General features: G+C 50.2%; 17 protein-coding genes. 5 read left to right on the top strand and 12 right to left on the bottom strand.

The window, feature by feature from the left end; all coding sequences use genetic code 11:
• Positions 1-9: 9 nt before the first annotated feature.
• Together NNO04_RS10330 and ptrB are read left to right on the top strand one after the other, a co-directional pair.
• A complete protein-coding gene (locus NNO04_RS10330) occupies positions 10-669 on the top strand; it encodes a tellurite resistance TerB family protein (RefSeq protein WP_271444583.1) in 660 nt (219 codons plus the stop codon).
• Between the two features lie 87 nt (positions 670-756).
• A complete protein-coding gene (gene ptrB, locus NNO04_RS10335; RefSeq protein ID WP_271444584.1) occupies positions 757-2,817 on the top strand; it encodes an oligopeptidase B in 2,061 nt (686 codons plus the stop codon).
• On the opposite strand, the gene exoX is transcribed toward ptrB, so the two are convergent.
• The 3 genes from exoX to NNO04_RS10350 all read right to left on the bottom strand — a co-directional run bounded on the left by exoX (position 2,814) and on the right by NNO04_RS10350 (position 4,492).
• Positions 2,814-3,476 carry an exodeoxyribonuclease X gene (gene exoX / locus NNO04_RS10340; protein WP_271444585.1) on the bottom strand — a complete coding sequence of 221 codons (663 nt, stop codon included), beginning with the start codon at positions 3,474-3,476 and terminating at the stop codon, positions 2,814-2,816. The genes ptrB and exoX overlap by 4 nt on opposite strands.
• A gap of 22 nt (positions 3,477-3,498) precedes the next feature.
• The gene (locus tag NNO04_RS10345) at positions 3,499-4,155 is read right to left on the bottom strand and encodes a carbon-nitrogen hydrolase family protein (protein ID WP_271444586.1); all 657 of its coding nucleotides are present in this window, start codon (positions 4,153-4,155) and stop codon (positions 3,499-3,501) included.
• A gap of 106 nt (positions 4,156-4,261) precedes the next feature.
• On the bottom strand, positions 4,262-4,492 hold the full coding sequence (locus NNO04_RS10350; protein WP_162383786.1) for a DNA polymerase III subunit theta: 231 nt from the start codon (positions 4,490-4,492) through the stop codon (positions 4,262-4,264).
• A gap of 138 nt (positions 4,493-4,630) precedes the next feature.
• Between NNO04_RS10350 and yobA the strand changes: the two genes are divergently transcribed.
• The 3 genes from yobA to NNO04_RS10365 are packed head-to-tail and all read left to right on the top strand — an operon-like array spanning position 4,631 to position 6,235.
• The gene (yobA, locus tag NNO04_RS10355) at positions 4,631-5,005 is read left to right on the top strand and encodes a CopC domain-containing protein YobA (RefSeq protein WP_271444587.1); all 375 of its coding nucleotides are present in this window, start codon (positions 4,631-4,633) and stop codon (positions 5,003-5,005) included.
• A 2-nt stretch (positions 5,006-5,007) separates the two neighbouring features.
• Complete coding sequence (copD, locus tag NNO04_RS10360) at positions 5,008-5,880, top strand: copper homeostasis membrane protein CopD (RefSeq protein ID WP_271444588.1); 873 nt, start codon at positions 5,008-5,010, stop codon at positions 5,878-5,880.
• A gap of 16 nt (positions 5,881-5,896) precedes the next feature.
• Positions 5,897-6,235 (top strand): YebY family protein, encoded by a 339-nt coding sequence (locus tag NNO04_RS10365; protein WP_271444589.1) that lies wholly within the window; start codon positions 5,897-5,899, stop codon positions 6,233-6,235.
• 480 nt (positions 6,236-6,715) lie between these two features.
• On the opposite strand, the gene NNO04_RS10370 is transcribed toward NNO04_RS10365, so the two are convergent.
• The 9 genes from NNO04_RS10370 to NNO04_RS10410 all read right to left on the bottom strand — a co-directional run.
• Complete coding sequence (locus NNO04_RS10370; RefSeq protein WP_271444590.1) at positions 6,716-7,312, bottom strand: ATP-binding cassette domain-containing protein; 597 nt, start codon at positions 7,310-7,312, stop codon at positions 6,716-6,718.
• 18 nt (positions 7,313-7,330) lie between these two features.
• Complete coding sequence (locus tag NNO04_RS10375; protein ID WP_271444597.1) at positions 7,331-8,104, bottom strand: ATP-binding cassette domain-containing protein; 774 nt, start codon at positions 8,102-8,104, stop codon at positions 7,331-7,333.
• Entirely contained in the window at positions 8,098-8,910 is an 813-nt protein-coding gene (locus NNO04_RS10380; protein ID WP_271444598.1) for an ABC transporter permease, read from the bottom strand. Before NNO04_RS10380 ends, NNO04_RS10375 begins: the two co-directional genes overlap by 7 nt.
• Positions 8,900-9,874: an ABC transporter permease gene (locus NNO04_RS10385; protein ID WP_271444591.1), complete on the bottom strand. Its 975-nt coding sequence runs from the start codon at positions 9,872-9,874 to the stop codon at positions 8,900-8,902. Before NNO04_RS10385 ends, NNO04_RS10380 begins: the two co-directional genes overlap by 11 nt.
• Positions 9,874-11,460 (bottom strand): ABC transporter substrate-binding protein, encoded by a 1,587-nt coding sequence (locus NNO04_RS10390; RefSeq protein ID WP_271444592.1) that lies wholly within the window; start codon positions 11,458-11,460, stop codon positions 9,874-9,876. The genes NNO04_RS10385 and NNO04_RS10390 overlap by 1 nt, the downstream gene beginning before the upstream one ends.
• A 374-nt stretch (positions 11,461-11,834) precedes the next feature.
• Complete coding sequence (locus NNO04_RS10395; RefSeq protein ID WP_271444593.1) at positions 11,835-13,298, bottom strand: DUF1254 domain-containing protein; 1,464 nt, start codon at positions 13,296-13,298, stop codon at positions 11,835-11,837.
• A gap of 14 nt (positions 13,299-13,312) precedes the next feature.
• Positions 13,313-14,791 carry a DUF1254 domain-containing protein gene (locus NNO04_RS10400; protein ID WP_271444594.1) on the bottom strand — a complete coding sequence of 493 codons (1,479 nt, stop codon included), beginning with the start codon at positions 14,789-14,791 and terminating at the stop codon, positions 13,313-13,315.
• A gap of 355 nt (positions 14,792-15,146) precedes the next feature.
• The gene (locus tag NNO04_RS10405) at positions 15,147-15,611 is read right to left on the bottom strand and encodes a hypothetical protein (protein WP_271444595.1); all 465 of its coding nucleotides are present in this window, start codon (positions 15,609-15,611) and stop codon (positions 15,147-15,149) included.
• 153 nt (positions 15,612-15,764) lie between these two features.
• On the bottom strand, positions 15,765-16,764 hold a 1,000-nt coding region (locus tag NNO04_RS10410; protein ID WP_271444596.1), incomplete at its 5' end, for a hypothetical protein.

The following is a 16,764-nucleotide window of genomic DNA, read 5'->3' on the forward strand; positions in this document are numbered from 1 at the left end:
GGGGGCTACATGGCTAACTGGCTGAACCAATTACAATCTCTTCTCGGGCAAAAAGGGTCTTCTTCATCTGCTTCTGGTGATCAGGGGCTGAGTAAACTGCTGGTTCCTGGCGCGTTAGGCGGCCTGGCGGGCTTACTGGTTGCCAATAAATCGTCTCGTAAACTTTTGACCAAATACGGTACCAGCGCGTTGTTAGTTGGCGGCGGCGCAGTCGCCGGTACGGTGTTATGGAACAAGTACAAGGATAAAGTCCGTACGGCGCATCAGGATGAACCGCAGTTTGGCACCCAAAGCACACCCCTTGATGAGCGTACCGAGCGGCTGATTCTGGCGCTGGTCTTTGCGGCGAAAAGCGATGGGCACATCGATGCTAAAGAGCGAGCGGCCATTGAGCAGCAGCTGCGTGAAGCCGGTGTGGAAGAGCAGGGACGGCGACTCATTGAACATGCCATTGAACAACCGCTCGACCCGCAGCGCCTGGCGCAGGGGATCCGTAATGAAGAAGAGGCGCTGGAAATTTACTTCCTGAGCTGCGCGGCTATCGATATTGACCACTTTATGGAGCGCAGCTACCTGAATGCGCTGGGCGATGCCCTGAAGATCCCGCAGGATGTCCGGGAAGATATTGAGCGGGATCTGCAACAGCAAAAACAGGCGTTACCGGGTTAATACACGTTGCGAAGTCGCATGTTTCGCTTGCATTGCGCGTAACTTTTGCCACACCTTATAGAGTGTATATTGCAAAAGAACAATGACATGCTACCAAAAGCTCACAAAATTCCTCACGTCATGACCGTGCATGGCGACACCCGTATCGACAACTACTACTGGCTGCGTGACGATTCCCGTTCGCAGCCTGATGTGCTGGATTACCTGCATCAGGAAAATGCCTACGGGCACAAGGTCATGGCTTCTCAGCAGGCGTTGCAGGATCGTGTGCTGAAAGAAATTATCGACAGGATCCCCCCTCAGGATGTCTCTGCGCCATACGTTAAGAACGGCTACCGCTACCGACATCTTTATGAGCCGGGGTGCGAATACGCCATTTACCAGCGACAATCCGCGTTCACGGAAGAGTGGGATGAATGGGAGACGTTGCTGGACGGCAACCAGCGAGCGGCGCACAGCGAGTTTTATACGCTGGGCGGGCTCGCGGTTTCCCCGGACAACACCATTTTGGCGCTGGCTGAAGATTATCTGTCCCGCCGCCAGTATGGGATCCGCTTTCGCAACCTGGAAACCGGCAACTGGTATCCGGAACTGCTGGATAATGTTGAGCCGGAGCTGGTGTGGGCGAATGATTCACAGACCTTCTATTACGTGCGTAAACATGCCGTCACGCTGTTGCCGTACCAGGTGTGGCGTCACACTGTTGGAACGCCGACATCCTGTGATGAGCTGGTCTATGAAGAAAACGACGATATGTTTTATGTCAGTCTGCATAAAACAACGTCGCAGCATTATGTGGTGATCCAACTCGCCAGTGCGACGACCAGTGAAGTCCGCCTGATTGATGCTGAGCTGGCAGACGCTGAACCGTTCGTTTTTTTACCGCGCCGTAAGGATCATGAGTACAGTCTCGATCACTACCAGCATGCGTTTTATCTGCGTTCAAATCGGCAGGGTAAAAACTTTGGCCTGTACCGCACGCGTGTCCGTGATGAAAACGCCTGGGAAGCGCTGATTCCGCCGCGAGAGGCCATCATGCTGGAAGGGTTCACGCTGTTCACCGACTGGCTGGTGGTGGAGGAGCGTCAGCGCGGGTTGACCAGTCTGCGGCAGATAAACCGCAAAACAGGTGAAGTAGTGGGGATCGCCTTTGACGATCCGGCTTACGTGACCTGGCTTGCCTATAACCCGGAACCTGAAACCTCGCGCTTGCGCTATGGCTACTCGTCAATGACGACGCCGGATACGTTATTTGAACTGGATATGGACACCGGTGAGCGACGGGTTCTAAAACAGACTAATGTCCCTGGATTTGATGCTGCGAATTATCGCAGTGAGCACATATGGGTAACCGCGCGTGACGGCGTCGAAGTGCCGGTTTCACTGGTTTACCATCAAAAACATTTTCGCCGACATCATAATCCGCTACTGGTGTATGGCTATGGTTCCTATGGCGCCAGTATGGATGCCGATTTCAGCAGCAGTCGACTCAGCCTGCTGGATCGGGGCTTTGTCTATGCCATCGTTCATGTACGCGGCGGCGGTGAACTGGGACAACAATGGTACGAAGATGGCAAGTTTCTGAAAAAGAAAAATACCTTCAACGACTATCTGGACGCCTGTGACGCCTTAGTCAATCTGGGGTACGGTTCACCTTCACTGTGCTATGGCATGGGGGGAAGCGCAGGGGGAATGCTGATGGGCGTTGCGATTAATGAGCGACCTGAACTTTTCCACGGCGTCATTGCGCAGGTTCCGTTTGTGGATGTGGTCACTACCATGCTCGACGAATCGATCCCATTGACCACGGGAGAGTTTGAAGAGTGGGGCAACCCGCAGGATCCTGAGTATTACACCTACATGAAGCATTACAGCCCTTACGATAATGTTTGCGCGCAGGAATACCCGCATCTTCTGGTCACCACCGGGCTGCATGATTCCCAGGTGCAGTACTGGGAGCCAGCCAAATGGGTGGCAAAACTGCGGGAGCTCAAAACTGATGAGCGCCTGCTGCTGCTGTGCACCGATATGGATTCCGGACATGGCGGCAAATCAGGACGCTTTAAATCGTATGAAGGCGTGGCGCTGGAGTTCGCTTTCCTGATTGCGCTGGCGCAGGGTACGCTGCCCGGACAGGCAGACGTTTAAGCGTTATCCAGATAATGTTTTAGCGTTAAACGCAGTTCCGGGCTCATGCTGTCAAGATTGTTGTACAACCAGCGCAGATAGCCCGGATCGCGTTCCGCGACTTCAGAGACGGCCTTGCCGCGATACTTGCCAAACGTAAAGGTGGTGAGAAGCGCAGGGCGACCGGTGATATCGGCCATCTGTTCTGCCGACCAGCCTGAAGTGTTGATGATGTCGATGAGCAGAGCCGCTGTGATGTAACAGTCATATAACGCGCGGTGATGGTGCAGCCCCGGCGGTGTCTGCACACTCAGTTTGCGTGATTTATACAGCGCCATGTTGCTGTATTTAATTCCCGGCCATAACCGGCGGGAGAGTTTCATGGTGCAGATCCACTCGCCGGGCATCTCCGGCAGAACGCGACGGTCAAAACTGGCGTTGTGCGCGACATACCAGTCACTTCCGTGATAGAGCGGAATAATGTCTTCAATCCACGGTTTGTCAGCCACCATAGCCTCGGTAATGCGATGGATCGCCATTGCCTGCGGACTAATCGGGCGGTCAGGACGCACCAGGTGGCTCATGGGATTCACTATTTTGCCGTCAACGACGTCAACTGACGCGATCTCAACAATTCCACCCTGCAGGCCACAGGTTTCTGTATCTATAATGCGCAACATGGGAGGCTCCTGACCAAAACGCTTAGCGTAATGGGATGATATCACCTTGCCAGCCTTGTGCGGTACGCTGACCTGTTAACAATAACGAACCGCGGTCAGCACGGACGACAAGCTGACCGCTTTCGTCCCATAATGCACTGCTTCCACGCGCGTTTGCCATCAAAACGGCAATAGCGAATTGATGCGAGAAGCGTTGCAGTTGATAGGTGGAGTCCTGCAGGTTTGGTTCACTCACACATTGCCCGGTGGTGAACAGCGAAAATGCCGGATCCATATCAATGCCTTCAGGTTGCTCGTCAACAACGCTAATGGTTTTTAGATGCTGGGCGATACAGGCGCCGTGGCTTTGATGAAAGGTTAATGGCGAAGACATCCACGGACTAAACACCGCAATACCTTTCACGAAACGGGAGTGATGCTCCACCGGTAAACCTGCGATGATCGTCATGCGGTAGGTGGTGGCGGCATTAGCCAAAGGCTGTAATAACGCACTGTCGGGCGGGGCGGGCAGTGAATCATCCTGATCGGTGCACCCCAGAAGCGACAGAGAAGGAAATACCAGCAATTCACATCGATGGCTGGCGGCTTTCTCAATAAATTTCAGGTGGTGGGCGACGTGTTCCGCCAGGCTGGTTTGTAGGGGTTCGTACTGTGCTGCTGCGATTTTCCAGTGTGACATAATGACTTCCTTTTCATAGTGTCTACAATCATCCTTAAATCAGGGTTTAAGAATGCTCTTATACTGTAGCAATTGTCATGTAAGGAAGTGTAACGTTATATAAGCTTTATTTAACTTTAGGCTCGTAAGGTAAACGTGAAAGCGAAACGGAAGCCAGACGGTGCGCGATCAGTCGCTCGCGAAACCATCCGCGTAAATGCTCTGGTTGCTCACGCTCGACGACTTCAGCAACGACCGGCATGTTGTAGCGCTCTTTAAACGCCACGCCAGCAGCGGCCAGGTCGACGTTGACCTTATCCATTTCAGCCTGTTCAAGTAGAGCCAGATTTGTTTTCATGTGTTTCTCCTAATCCAGGGGCGCGCAAAAGTTACTAACTCCCAGCAGCAATGGCAAGCCACAAATGATGATTCTCGACTCAATCATTATAGAAGGTTATTCTCATGGGGTTGAACATAACAAAAAGGAATAATTGACATGGTTTTTGCTGCACCATCGCTGCGTTATGCATTCATCTTTCTTGTCTCAACGCTGGTCGCTCCTGCCGCCTGGGCCCATGCGCATTTAACACACCAATATCCTGCTGCGAATGCCGTGGTTGAAACGGCTTTGCAGACCATCACGCTGAATTTTTCTGAGGGTATTGAGCCGGGATTCAGCGGGGTGACGCTCACGGGAGCACAACAGGAAACCATTAAAACGCAAAAAGCGAAGCGCAACGAGCAGGATGAAAAACAGTTGATCGTCCCGCTTGATCAGCCTCTCAATCCGGGAACTTACACGGTGGACTGGCATGTCGTCTCGGTAGACGGACATAAAACCAAAGGGCAATACACCTTTAGCGTGAAGTAACGATGCTGACGTTCACCTGGATAGCACTCAGATTTATCCATTTTACCGCTCTGATGCTGGTGTTCGGCTGTGCGTTGTATAGCACCTGGCTGGCGCCATTCTCGATTCGCCGATTGATGGCGCGTCGTTTCCTGCGCCTGCAACAGCAGGCCGCGACGTGCAGTTTTATCAGCGCTGCGCTGATGTTTGCCGTTCAGGGCGGATTAATGGGCTCCGGTTGGCAGGATGTCTTTTCCGTCCCCGTGTGGGGAGCGGTCCTGCAAACGCAATTCGGCGGCGTTTGGCTATGGCAGATTATCCTGGCCTTCGTCACGCTGGCTGTGGTTCTGATTGTGCCGCGTAATTTGCCGCGTTTGCTGCTTATCCTCACGCTGGGCCAGCTCCTTTTTCTCGCGGGGGTGGGGCATGCCGCCGTCAATGACGGCGTGCTGGGAGGGCTGCTGAAAACAAACTACGCTCTGCACCTGATCTGCGCGGCGGCCTGGTTTGGGGGATTGCTGCCCGTCATCTACTGTATGCGCATCGCAAAAAGCCGTTGGCGTGAGCAGGCCATTGACACCATGATGCGTTTTTCCCGTTATGGTCACGTGTTCGTGGCGGGCGTGTTACTGACCGGTATCTTTAATCTCTTATTTATTTCCGGGTTTACTGCGCCCTGGCAGACCGTGTATGGGCAGTTACTGGCGCTAAAAATTGTGCTGGTATTGCTAATGGTGGCAATTGCGTTAACGAATCGGTATGTTCTCGTACCACGGATGCGCGAAGAAAATCACCGCGCGAATCTCTGGTTTATCTGGATGACTCAAATTGAATGGGGAATCGGGGGCGTCGTGTTGGCCATTGTCAGCCTGTTTGCAACCCTGGAACCTTTCTGATAGACAGGCAAAACGTATGAAAAAAATGATTCTTTCTCTGCTGCTACTGGCAAGTTCAGCAACGGCATTGGCAGCACCTCAGGTGATCACCGTAAGTCGCTTCGAAGTCGGTAAAGACAAGTGGGCCTTTAACCGGGAAGAAGTGATGTTGACGTGTCGGGCGGGGAATGCTTTGTATGTCATAAACCCCAGTACGCTGGTGCAATACCCGCTGAATGATATCGCGCAGCAGCAGGTTAGCAGCGGGAAAACCAATGCTCAGCCTATTACCATTATTCAGATTGACGATCCCGCGAAACCAGGGGAAAAAATGAGCCTGGCGCCGTTTATTGAAAGAGCAGAAAAACTCTGTTAATTGTCAGAAATATCTTTCTGATTTCCAATAAAAAACCGCAAGTTTCGCGTAGAAGAACTTGCGGTTTTTGCGTTGTAGCGGGTGACAAGCGTCCTTTTTTTCCAGCCACTTTAGCCACAGACTGGAAAACCTGGCGTCGTCATCTATTCTTAAAGGGCAGGGCGACTTAGCCTGCATTAATGCCAACTTTTAGCGCACGGCTCTCTCCCAAGAGCCATTTCCCTGGACCGAATACAGGAATCGTATTCGGTCTCTTTTTATCTGGCTTTAATTTCAGGCTGTTAAGACATCGTGTCCGAAAAATCCCGAAATTTTCCCGGATTTCAATATCCGGTCATTTCCCGTTATACCACCCGCCATTAACATTAACAATTTATTTACGCCGAAAAAAAACAGATCATCACAGACTCTTTTTTTCTGGCGTCCAGGGACTTTTCTGTTATTTTTTCCGACGGATGCCCCAGCGGTTTTGCCTGGAATCTATGTCTTTTTAACAGAAAGTTCTTTACTGCAAATTTGCTTTATCAAGGCATGTTGATGACTGATGACCAGCATTCCCAATGGACGCTGAGAACATAGCTCAAGAAGGAAGGTCCAGATATCCCTCTGGATAGCGGGATCGAGTTGTGCCGTTATTTCATCCGCAATGAGAAATTTCGTCCGCGGATCGAGGGCCCGAAGCAGAGCAATACGCGCCAGTTCCCCGCCGGAAAGTTGCCCGGGTCGGCGAGTTAACCATTCTGGATTGATATGAAGCCGTTCTATGGTTTCCTCATCCGGATGCCAGGCATCGTGAACGGAATCGCCGGTGTTTCGCCAGGGATTAAACGTGAGTTCGGGATGTTGTGGCACAAGTTGCACCGGGCAATATTGAGAAACAGGCAAGGGTTTATCATCCAGAAGAATCAGACCCGCCGTCGGTTTTTGCCAACCTGCCAGAACGCGTCCTAACGTTGTTTTTCCCGTTCCGCTCGGTGCAAAAATACCCATACGCTCACCAGCAGAAAGTGAAAATGTCAGATCCTGCCATAACACCTTATTCCCCTGACGAATTACGAGGTCGCGACAACACAGCATTCGCTCAATTCTCCCGGTTTATGTAAAAAGCAGATTTCGCTCAGGTAACGCCTGCCACTGATGTTTTAACTGTTCACTCATCTCACCGTGGAGGAGTTGTTCTTTACTGAGGTCATCCGAAACACGTCCTTGATGTAAAGAGACAATACGGTCTGCATATTGTGCGGCCAGCATAAGATCGTGAGTGACCCACAACACACCGCAACCCTGTGTACATAAATCACGTAGATGATTCAGCAGTTGCCCGGCCTGGGGGATATCAAGCCATGCTGTAATTTCATCAGCAAGAATATAGCGAGCATGGCTCAGTGAGGCATGGCAGGCCAGAACACGTTTCGCCATGCCGCCAGACAGCTGTCGGGGAAAGTTTTTGAGTACAGAGGGACTCAATTGACTTTGTTGTAATAAATGCGCAATTTGCCTTTCATCCCACTCTCGTCCAGAAAGCTGACAGGCTCTTCTCATATGTTTTTCGATATTAAGGACAGGATTCAGCGCCTGGACTCCCTGGGGGATATAACAAATATTCTCCCCACGAAATTGGCTAATAGCTTTATTATCAATGCGTTTGCCATCGAGGCTAATGTCGCCACGAAAGCGTAAGTTTTTTGGCAAGAGATCGAGCAGGCACTGCAAGAGCAAGCTTTTTCCCTCACCGCTGCCTCCAACCAGAGCCACGATTTCACCCGGCGCAATGTCGAACGAAATATCCTGTAAAAGAGGTGACCACGCTTTCGCGCCATACCAACGGTAACGTGCAGCCTCAAGGGTAACCCGTCTCAAACTCAGCATGTTGCGTTCCTCAGCCATAAACGCTGTATGGCTCTCGCAAATTGATCAAATAACATCACCAGCATAAAAAGCATCAGGCCGGGAAATAACACCAGCCACCAGTTCCCATGGCCGATGAACCGTAACGCATCCGCCAATAGCAGCCCAAGTGAAGGCTCATGAGGCGCCAGGCCAAAACCAAGAAAACTTAACGCCGCTGAATGCAAAACAGCATGAGGGAACATCAGAAGCGTTCCGGTGAGCCATTGCGGAAACAAAGCCGGTAGATAATGGTTCCGCCAACAGTAAAAATGCCCACGCCCTAATCGACGCGTTAACGTGAGATAGTCGCTCTGTGCGACGCGTTCAGCTTCGGCACGCAGAATTAACGCCAGGCGGGGCCAGTGAGTGAATGCCACTGCAAGAATAACGCCGCTTTTGCCGCCCCCCAGAGTGAAGCAAATCAGAATAAGTAAAAGAAGATGCGGCATAGACAGCATGGCGTCTGTCATGAGTCGCATAAGAATATCCAGACGCGGATGCAGGCGCGAAACTGCCGCCATCAGTAAGGCAATTAACCCGCTACATAAGGCTGCGCCCGTACCTATTTGCAGACTGGTTAACGCCCCCTGAAAGCAGCGTATCCACAAATCACGTCCCAGATTATCGGTCCCGAACCAGTGCACTGAATCCGGCGGTAGATGCCTTGCCAGAAGATTGACGGAAAGCGGATCATTAGAAATTGCAACGCCGTATATCGCAATAAACGATAAACACAGAGTGGAAAACAGCAGGCGAGCGAAAGTAGGTGCCGGGTTATAGAGCATCAGGACGCTCCAGTGCATGATTCAGCACGTTTACCAGCCAGGCCGACAGCGAGTTACCTATAAACACCAACAATGTACTGAACAGCACAATTCCCATAAGTAACGGCAGATCACCACGCAAACCCGCATCTATCGTTGCCTGACCGAGCCCTGGATAGGCAAATACTTTTTCCGCCAGTAACGCGCCACCCAACAGCTCCCCAAGTGAGGCAAACTGAAGGCAAAGTGCAGGTGTAATGGCATGTCGCAGGACCTGATGACGTAAAAGCGACCATCCTTTGTCACCCTGAGATCGCGCAAAACGAACAAATTCACTGTCCATAACGCTGGCAATTTTTTCACGCGTGTGGAGAGTTATCTGCCCCATCCCTAATAAACTTAATGCGCATACCGGAAGAACCAGATGACGCAACCGTTCCGGGAACGTCGCCACATCAGCATTATTGCCGGGTTCCCACGCACAACAAACGGGGAGAACTGGCCAGCGAACCGCAAATAAAGACAGCAGCAACATGCCAATCCAAAAGGTGGGTAACGAAGAAAGTAAGTAGCTCAGCCTGCAGATCATTTTATCTGGCCAACGGTTCAGATATCGCCCGGCGACAAAACCCAATGCCGTTCCCAGTATTCCTGACATCAGCCAGGCGCCCGCCAGAAGTGCAAATGAAGTTGCAAAACGTTCACGGATAACACTCGCGACTGGCGCGTTAAAGAGCATGGAATAACCCAGATCACCCTGTATTAGCTGTAAAAACCAATGAACAAAGCGTTCCCAGAGAGGCTGGTCCAAACCCCAACGGGCAGCAATACGTGCATATTGCTCTGGCGGAACATGTAGCAGATCATTACCAATATACGCCCGTACAGGATCAATCGGCGAAAAGCTGAGCAGGGTGAAAGTGCCGGCGGCAACCAGCACTAACAGTATCATCAGTCTGAACATATGACCGAAAACATGTCTCATTAACGGCAAGTCCAGGTCCATTCATCAAGGTTATTCAGAAGCGACCAGCTACCGTGAATTTCAGGTGCCCCTTTGCCCAGATTGATACAGGGATTAGCAAGATAGGTATGTTGAATATTGAGCAACCAGGCCCAGGCCGCATCTCCCTGAACGCCGGCCCCTTGTTTTCCATCCCATTCCACCTGCTGCCAGAATGGAAGCGCTTTTTGCCAGTCTGGCGCATCAAGAGCCTGTTTGAGATGTTGTTCTACAACCGGGTTGCTGTAATAACCCGGGTTATAATATTCCAGGCCAGCCGCCTGACCACTGTAATGATGGACGAGTTCCATCGGGTCAAGACTTCCCCAGCCAAATAACGTCGGATTAGCGTGCATATGACGTTCTACGGTTTCCCAGCTACCCGATTGCAGCGAGACGTCGATTCCTATTGGTTGCAGCATGGCTCGTACGGCTTCCGCCAAATCTCTTCTGCTGCTGTCGCCGCTGGCATACCATAATGTTAACCGCGCTTCTTTGCCTTCTTTAGCGCGCACACCGTCTTTGCCTGTTTTCCATCCGGCTTCATCAAGGATTTTGCGCGCTTTATCTAAATCACCATCTTTGAAAACGACCGCCGGATTCTGCCAGGGAAGTCCCTGAACGGCACTGTATGCAGGAATGGCGTGACCTTCCATCACCTGTTCAGCCAGTTGCTCACGATTAATGGCGTAGTTTATGGCTCGTCTGATGGCAATATCTGCGGTCACATCGTTACCGATAGGGTAACCGTTGGCATCATTTTTCCCTGCGGGAACCATTGGGAAAACAATCCCCCTGTTCTCGACACTATCACGTATCCAGAGCTTAAGATTATCCTGTTGCGGCGCGACGGCCATTGACGGCGCAATGCGTACTAACCCTAATTGACCACTTCGTGCTGCCGCATAAGCATTATCTTCATCAAGGAAAACAAAGACGAGTCGGTTGAAGTCATTTTTTTTACCGGCATACCAGGGATTCGCTTCAACGATCAACTGCTGCCCAGGCTGGAAACTGACAAGACGATACGGACCTGCGCCAATTGGGCTTTTGGCGAATGTTTTTTCGTCATACCGTTTCGCAGGGACAATGCCTAAAGAGCCAAGAACGTTGACGAATGTGCTCTGGGGATTACTCAGCGTGATTTCAACGCGGCGGGTATCAAGCTGGCGGGCATGACTAAAATTACCCATGTCGATTTTGCCACCACTTTTAGCTGCTTTATTATAAGTAAAAACAACATCTTCAGCGGTCAAAGGCGAACCATCGGAAAACTTAAGGTCCGGTTTTAACGTCAGGGTCCAGGTTTTACCATCGGCACTGGTTTCCACTTTTTCGGTGAGCAGATTTCCCCAACTCATATCCGCGTGTTGTTTTAACAACGGCGCATGTAGAAGGAGGTAGCTACCGTGGCTCCAGCCGAGCATCGGATCAAATCCTTCAGTAGGCTCTGAGCCGATGGCCATTTTCAATGTCTGACCTTCTGTAGATTGCTGTGCGGCCAGCAGTGGGGAGGTCAAAGCGAGTGATAGAGCACATGTAAGCAGCGTCAACTTGCCTTTATTCATTACCTTTTCCCGGATTACGTATTGTTTTTATTACTCCCTACGAAGTTCATCGTGGGGGATTCCTGGGGAAAGAATTATGGTGGACTCACTCAGGGAAAAATATGATATAGGACAGAAAAGTATGATCATTTCATGAAAAAGTCATACTTACGTTCAACGGGCTAAACGCCTCACCATTAATAGCATGCGATTGTGCTTCGAATGTTCGCCTTTGACACTTGCCCTCCGGAAGATTATCGGCGATGAGTGGGATACCGTAATGCGCACTATCAAGTAGATAGATGTCCGTAGCAATCCGACTTCAAGAGTATGCGCTTTATACAAAGGCGTTAAGTGTGCTGTGCGATGGCATGTCATCGCACAGCATTCATTCGTTACTTCACCGTCTCAATTTTTGGTGGTTGCCAGCTACCATCAAGAATGGATTGCTCACCCCAGTAGGCCCGAATATAAAGTGAGAATGTGCCGTCAGGCGCTGGAAGCCAGTTGTTGATTTTATCCTCCGTTGGCCGGGTTTTACTGACATATAAGGTCAGTGAACCGTCATCGTTATATTTCAGGTTTTTGTTTTTTGTGCCCAGGGAGTAGCGGTTCATTTCGTTGGGGCTGAAAAGATGCTTACTGTTATAGAGCGTTAATGACCAGAAGCCTTTCACCGGCGGAAGTTCCCCTTTCGGGAAAGTGACGGTGTAATCATGTTCACCAGAAAGCTGATTACCCGTTGCATCGTTATCCGTATAGAAATACTGGGTTTCGTTCGGTTTATTATCAAACATGTTTGATTTGGATGTGCCCGTCCGGTTGTAGTAATCCACCCCAAATTCAGCATTGTTTTTCGAACGGTTCCAGCCATTACCGGCAGGTACACCGTTATTCTTCCACTTAAAGAAGTCAGCAATGACCGTTTTATCAGTCTCAATGGCGGCTTCATCCATCCATTTACGGATTTCCGGATTTTTCTTTCCGGCTTCAACCAGGTGACGATACTGCGCATACATGGCTTCTTCGCCAGGCAGCGGCGGCACTTTATCGAGCACATTGGCGAATTGGTCAAAGAATTTCTCCGGAATAACCCATCTCGTTTCACCGGCGCTTGCATCCGGTTTGTCGCCGATTGCCGGGATTTTTGAGTATTCGAAGGATTTCATTTTTCCGTCGAATTGACTTAATGGATAGGTCATTATTTCTTTGATGGGGGCCTGAATAGCCGCTCTGTCTTCCGGCGTATCATCCATCTGAACGCGAGGGATCACGTTCGCCATTTCGGTGGATGACTGGATAATGCCGTTAAATCCTTTTGGCGTTTCCCCTTTCCAGCCCGGCCCGACTAACAGATAAAAACCGGGTTTCGTGCCGTAGGGTTTACCCACGTTGCCAATTTGATTCGTCCGGGCGTCGTAGATGGCATATACCCAGAATCGCTCACCAAAATCAGGCACCTGAATAACAATCGGCTCTTTATCCAGTTCAAAAAAGCCCAGCCCGTATGCCACGTCCTGGTTTGGGCAGGTCACGAAAGTCTCTTCGGGCTTGATGTAATCTGTCAGCATACTGAGTTGTCCCATTGGCGCCACCGGCACCATTCCGCCATTCAGTGCCGGGTAAGGCGCTTTGGTGATAGTCTCACGGCGATTGAACTGATTCACCATCGGCCAGCCCCAGATATAAGCCTGCTGCGCGATCGCTTTTACATAGGCTTCCGGCATTGAGACATCCGCAGAAGGCTGGGTCAGTTGGTCAAACTGAACTGGCTGGGGGATCGTCAGTGGTGCGGATTGTGCAAATGCACCCGCACTTAACGTCAGAGCAATAAATAGCGCAAGGTACCTTTTATTCATCTCGTTTCTCACTGTTATTTATTCGTTTGCACCAGGTCGTCCGGGATCCACGTCTGGTCGTAGAATCCGTCTTCCGTGCCGTAGAGACGCAGTGCCACCAGGAAATTACGGTTAGGCACCGTTTTGATAAACGCGCTGTCCGCCACGCCTTGCGGTTTGTCCGGGCCAAACCACAGATCGATGGAGCCATCGCTGTTTTTGGGGATGTTGTAATAACCGTTAGTCGAAGGAAGTAGTTGGTCGGTTTCCGGCATAGTGCCATCAGTGATGTTATAGGCGGTGACGGCCCAGAACAGCGCCGCTGGCGGGTTCGGCGGCAGATGCAATTTATAGGTGTTGCTGCCGTCCAGGAACGTGCCGGTATTGTCTTTGGTTGCATAAGGATATTTCGAACCAGCGCCTGTCGTGTGCATCACCATGGCTGCCGCGCTGGAGTAGGCAATCTGGAAGAACGCCGCGCGCTGGTTCGCATCCAGCGTACCGTACTGCATCCATTCGGCAGTTGCCCCGGCCCAGGAGGTTTCCCACTGTCTGTCTTTATAATAGAGCTGACGCTGATCGTCGCGTCCGACCTGGCGGCGCGCCAGGATCATACGCGGAGCGGTTTCCACTGCCTTGTTCAGTAATTCCTGTTGCTTCGCCGTTGGCGCGAAAGGTTTGCCTTTCACGATCCCGATGCTTAACAGGGCGCTGCGGGTTTCGTCAGGAATGGCCGTTAAAGGCTCATAATCGACAAAGGCTTTCAGTTTTTGCCAGTAGCTGGCATCGGTGGGGTAGACCATGTTGACGCGTTTGCCGCTGGCATCCGGGAACTGCATCGGTTTGACGTCTTTCTCTACATCCCACAACGGATAAACGCGGGTGGTTTCGGCATTTTTCACCGCCGGAGTTGGATCCGGCTTACCGTCGCCTTTGCCCATAATGGTTCTGAAGAAGAGGAACACGTTATAAGTGGAGGATTTAAAGGCGTAATAGCCCTGCGGGACTGGCCCCTCATAATCCGGCGGCAATAGCAGATAGAGGCCGCCACGCGCACGATCCGGACCGATAGCACCCACATCTGTGATGGTTTTCTGGAAGAAGTCAGTGAACATTCCTATAACATTGGCAGGCGCTTTCACAACGAGCGGGCCCGTCTCTTTCAGGTCGAGATAACTCATGGAATAAATCACATCACCGTTGGGCGTAGGCACTACGGCACGGCTGTCCATGCGTTCTTTCCAGATGGGAAGAACATTATAACCTTTGCCAAATGCAGCTTCGGAACCGTCGCGTAATCCGATGGTATTAAGCAGAGGAAGCGTCTGAATGTAGGCCTGGATAGCATCCTGATAGTAGAGTTCATCACTTAAAGACTGCGCTTCCTGCTGTGGCAGCCAGTTGCCGTTATTGAGTTGTTTCATCAGAGGTGAGAGCGGGGCGTCTGCAGAAGAAGCTGGCTGAGAAACCAGCAATGCCAACAACATGGCAGATGTCATTACGCGAAGCTTCATAAGTATTTCACGACGTAAAAGAAAAAATCGACCCGGAACGTATCGCTTTCTGATTACCTGTAATAACCCGCAGCGCCAGCGACTGATATTGCAGAAAGCTTTTAGAAGCATAGTCAGTTTTATAAAATAGTTGCCTATTTATAAATGTTTAATTGGATCTACTTATTGGGCTTACGCGTGAAAAGTACCTGCATTATTCCATGCCAACATTAAGGTTTTAAGCTCGCAGGCCTGCTCCTCAGAAATAACTACAATGCGTTGTTTTTAATGTTCTCGTTGGGAACAACTCTGCCAACAACACCGCGACTGTCGGGGATGAGAGCATCAAGGGTAATTACTCTTGGTATCGGGTGGTCTAAGGCAACCATTCACGGGGCGACCGCAATTCTCTCGCAGCAGAATGGGGTAAGCATCGGCCATAGATAGCAGAGGAATAGAGATGACTGTTATCATCAACTATCTGGCAAAGGCATTTGAAAGGTTCACCCAGGGTTGGGCTATCACATAACCGGGGGGCTTCAGCAATAACGTCGAAGTCGAGTGTAATGCTAACCTCCTTAACCCAGAACTCAGGAATTTGCTGTTTCACCAACAACTCGGCCAGCAAAGACGTGTAGCGGCGCGCGATATTATTCAGCAGGACAACGTGGGTATCGAATGTATGCGCGGGAAATGAAAACATCACCGAGGTGAGCCTGTTTTCGGTTGCGAATAGTTTTAACTGACCAATAGACCAGTACCCCCCGGACTCATTGTTGCGGCTGACAAAGCTTCCAGTAAGTGAGTTAGCTATCCCTCTAAGCTCAGTTCTTCGTGCCATTGCGATTTCCTGCCTGCTGGTTAAATTCCTCAAGCGGAAACCGTAATCGGTATAGAATCGCTGCGCCACTCTTTATTATCCCTTTTTATTGCCTTGACCTTTACATGCAGCTGAATTTTGAATGTCCGCTGTGAGCGAGGAGCGGAAGAGTGATTAGATATTTTCTAACTCTCGCGCCCAGTAAAAGGGTAAAACTTTCCTGAATTTTCGGTCGCCAAACCGCTTGTCCACAACCCATTCTTCGTCCTGGCTCTTCTTAAACAACAGCTCCCCCAGATCTGAGACACCGAAGAATGTACCATGAGTAAATTCGCTGTAATTCGGCGCACCGTAATAATGTAACTGCAAGTCTGGTCTGGGGGCGACGTCATAGTGATCAGAGTTTTGGGGGGCAGCTTTATTTTTCTTTAATGGCATAATGGTAAAAACATTATAATCTAAATCGACAAATGTGTACCCAGATGAATAAAGGTCGACGGCTCGATAGGTACTATGAAACATATAAGGATGATTTGCGTCTAATTCTTTAAGTGTTTCCCCATCACGTCCACACATCAATCTGTAACTTGAAATAATACAAAGCTCTCTGCTTGTTACTACAAGGTCGCTAATCTCATTTATATTCTCTTGGGGGATTTTTTTATATGAGGAAATAAATTTGTAACCTCTTTCCGATTCATTGATCTCAGTCCACTCTCTCGTATATTCATATCTGGACACTGAACCATTTTTCATAAAAACTAGTAACTCCCCCGCATATATCGTGGCTCCTGTAACTTCCTTATCGAAGCTTGCGAGCTTATACTCATTTTTCCCGTCATAAAATGTGATTGTATTATTGGCGTCGATTAATACTACGCCTCGCCGAATCCCGAAAGGTGGACTATTAAATCGGTTTGCAAGGTCAAAGATAATGTGCTTCCTGAGCTGTTTTTTTAGCTTTTCTTCTGACGTGTTTGCATAAACTAGTGACAAAAAGGAAAGTGCATCCTTACTAGCACTCTGTCGCTCCATACTGGCTTCGCACTGTAGTTTTGAATCTCCTTCCCAAAAACCATGAGAGCATTCGATGTGAACGCTGCCATGTGCATGTCCTGCTTCGTGAATAATAATATATGCTACATAAAACAGTTCATTATTGACGATGTCAGCG

The sequence above is a fragment of the Citrobacter sp. Awk 4 genome, assembly GCF_028069725.1.
Lineage (GTDB): Bacteria > Pseudomonadota > Gammaproteobacteria > Enterobacterales > Enterobacteriaceae > Citrobacter_D.

What these genes read in the sequence shown, in the direction of transcription:
- NNO04_RS10365 (WP_271444589.1), top strand. Translation starts at nt 5,897, where the DNA reads ATGAAAAAAATGATTCTTTCTCTGCTGCTACTGGCAAGTTCAGCAACG.
- NNO04_RS10395 (WP_271444593.1), bottom strand. Translation starts at nt 13,298, where the DNA reads ATGAATAAAAGGTACCTTGCGCTATTTATTGCTCTGACGTTAAGTGCG.
- NNO04_RS10350 (WP_162383786.1), bottom strand. Translation starts at nt 4,492, where the DNA reads ATGAAAACAAATCTGGCTCTACTTGAACAGGCTGAAATGGATAAGGTC.
- NNO04_RS10390 (WP_271444592.1), bottom strand. Translation starts at nt 11,460, where the DNA reads ATGAATAAAGGCAAGTTGACGCTGCTTACATGTGCTCTATCACTCGCT.
- NNO04_RS10385 (WP_271444591.1), bottom strand. Translation starts at nt 9,874, where the DNA reads ATGAGACATGTTTTCGGTCATATGTTCAGACTGATGATACTGTTAGTG.
- NNO04_RS10345 (WP_271444586.1), bottom strand. Translation starts at nt 4,155, where the DNA reads ATGTCACACTGGAAAATCGCAGCAGCACAGTACGAACCCCTACAAACC.
- NNO04_RS10400 (WP_271444594.1), bottom strand. Translation starts at nt 14,791, where the DNA reads ATGAAGCTTCGCGTAATGACATCTGCCATGTTGTTGGCATTGCTGGTT.
- NNO04_RS10370 (WP_271444590.1), bottom strand. Translation starts at nt 7,312, where the DNA reads ATGCTGTGTTGTCGCGACCTCGTAATTCGTCAGGGGAATAAGGTGTTA.
- exoX (WP_271444585.1), bottom strand. Translation starts at nt 3,476, where the DNA reads ATGTTGCGCATTATAGATACAGAAACCTGTGGCCTGCAGGGTGGAATT.
- ptrB (WP_271444584.1), top strand. Translation starts at nt 757, where the DNA reads ATGCTACCAAAAGCTCACAAAATTCCTCACGTCATGACCGTGCATGGC.
- NNO04_RS10380 (WP_271444598.1), bottom strand. Translation starts at nt 8,910, where the DNA reads ATGCTCTATAACCCGGCACCTACTTTCGCTCGCCTGCTGTTTTCCACT.
- yobA (WP_271444587.1), top strand. Translation starts at nt 4,631, where the DNA reads ATGGTTTTTGCTGCACCATCGCTGCGTTATGCATTCATCTTTCTTGTC.
- NNO04_RS10405 (WP_271444595.1), bottom strand. Translation starts at nt 15,611, where the DNA reads ATGGCACGAAGAACTGAGCTTAGAGGGATAGCTAACTCACTTACTGGA.
- copD (WP_271444588.1), top strand. Translation starts at nt 5,008, where the DNA reads ATGCTGACGTTCACCTGGATAGCACTCAGATTTATCCATTTTACCGCT.
- NNO04_RS10375 (WP_271444597.1), bottom strand. Translation starts at nt 8,104, where the DNA reads ATGCTGAGTTTGAGACGGGTTACCCTTGAGGCTGCACGTTACCGTTGG.
- NNO04_RS10330 (WP_271444583.1), top strand. Translation starts at nt 10, where the DNA reads ATGGCTAACTGGCTGAACCAATTACAATCTCTTCTCGGGCAAAAAGGG.